The sequence below is a fragment of the Moorena sp. SIO4A1 genome (assembly GCF_010672065.1).
Taxonomy (GTDB): domain Bacteria; phylum Cyanobacteriota; class Cyanobacteriia; order Cyanobacteriales; family Coleofasciculaceae; genus Moorena.
The window spans coordinates 1-1,638 of sequence record NZ_JAAHHX010000577.1; the positions used below are offsets into that span (position 1 = coordinate 1).

Here is a 1,638-nt window from a genome sequence, read left to right on the forward strand (position 1 = left end):
GGTTAGTCGGCTATGCATAAAAGGGTTAAAACTTTTTGATTAAGGCTCCACTATCCTTACGGTAACTTCAACACCTTAAGAAGGATGGGGTATTCTTTCCCCCTCAAACTCCCCCTATTGATAAAAAACCAGCCCTGGTTACTCGGGCTTTTCTATAATCATACCAAATCCCCTGTTATAAGCGTTATCCCTGACGACTAGACGTCGCGACCTGACGGGGTGACAAACAGCCTTAAAAGCTTTACAGGGTGACCGGGTGTGGGGTGAGGGCGAACGGGGAAGATCAGGAGCTGGCTACGTTGCGACGAGACGGTTAAATCAGGTTTCGGAGCGATTGTTATCGCACCGGCTCACTCCAAATTCGCTGTCTTGATGCAGTCGCTCATGGGGGAAACCCCCTTTGGCGGCGCTGCATCGCTTCTATTTTCCCCACCCCCCACACCCCACACCCCACACCCCATACCCTGTCTAGTTTTTAGCATTGTTGTCACCCCCTCAGCGTCGCGACTATAGGAGCCAAATCCACCTGCGTGGGATAAATTAAAAAAGGGTTATCCCGGATTTGGGATGAACTATTTCACAACACTTATAATACGAGGGTAGTGGTTATCATATTAATGAGGTACATTCAATTTTACCATGGATCACTCCCTACTCCCTACTCCCTACTCCCTAATCCCTAATCCCTACTCCCTACTCCCCAAAATGCACCTCACCTATTTGATAAATGCTAGATATCTAATTTATAATCTGATTAAAACAAGGCGCTTGTTTAAGAAGCATATTGGTAGCACAATCCCCCCTAAGGTCAGATTAAGAAATTTTCTGTAATACTAACATCATTCAAAACTAACTTAATGCTAAAATGTTCTCCCGGTTCACCACTTACTTGCAACTTAATATTTTCCGTCTCTCTGGCTTGGGTTTGAATCACCGCAATTCCCTCGTGATCCAGCACCATAATCTGTAGATTCTTGGGAAGACGGTCTGCACCACCAGGAGGAAAGAGTTCAATGAATATATTCATTTTGGGTGAATCCGTTGGATGTAGCTCCACAAATAAAGCCACCTTCTCGGCACCCCAGGCAATTTCCGAACCGAGTAGCTTACCTCGTTTTACTCCCACGGTAGTATGCAATCCTTTACTAGGTTGATCAAAGGGGAAACTTCTGAAATCAAGCATTGGCTCCGGTGCTGGCGGTAAGATAGTTTCCACTGTCTTCCAATCTGCCTCAAAACTATTCTCTAACCACTGCCTTAATCGCACTACTGGTGTCTGGTTTTGTGGTTGCTGTTGTTGGGTAGGGTGTGTTTGCATAGTGTTGGACGGTGAAGCATCGGTACACAAGACCTTGGGTTTGAAAGCATGACTATGGCTCCACTGCTTTGCCCCTGCCTGGGATAGGGGAGATTGCCGATACTCTCTAATGTGTGGCGGTAACTCTTTCAGGGTTCGCAATTGGTTGAGGGGTAATTCTTCTGTTAGCACTGTATCAGCAAATCCTACCAGACTTGCCTCCTCCAATGCTTGATCAAGCTCCACCGCCACATAACCAATTCGTTCCTGCCAGACTGCTGCTGGAACTTTGACACACTTAGCCTCAGGTAAAACAAGTCTACACTCCAACTTACCATGAT

General features: G+C 46.3%; 2 protein-coding genes. One reads left to right on the top strand and one right to left on the bottom strand.

Annotated features, from left to right (window positions below):
- Positions 1–639: 639 nt before the first annotated feature.
- Positions 640–831 carry a hypothetical protein gene (locus F6K53_RS40815; RefSeq protein WP_293085932.1) on the top strand — a complete coding sequence of 64 codons (192 nt, stop codon included), beginning with the start codon at positions 640–642 and terminating at the stop codon, positions 829–831.
- On the opposite strand, the gene F6K53_RS40820 is transcribed toward F6K53_RS40815, so the two are convergent.
- The coding region (locus F6K53_RS40820) for a DUF1822 family protein (RefSeq protein ID WP_293085935.1) at positions 809–1,638 on the bottom strand (830 nt) is incomplete at its 5' end. The two genes, F6K53_RS40815 and F6K53_RS40820, sit on opposite strands and share 23 nt — an antisense overlap.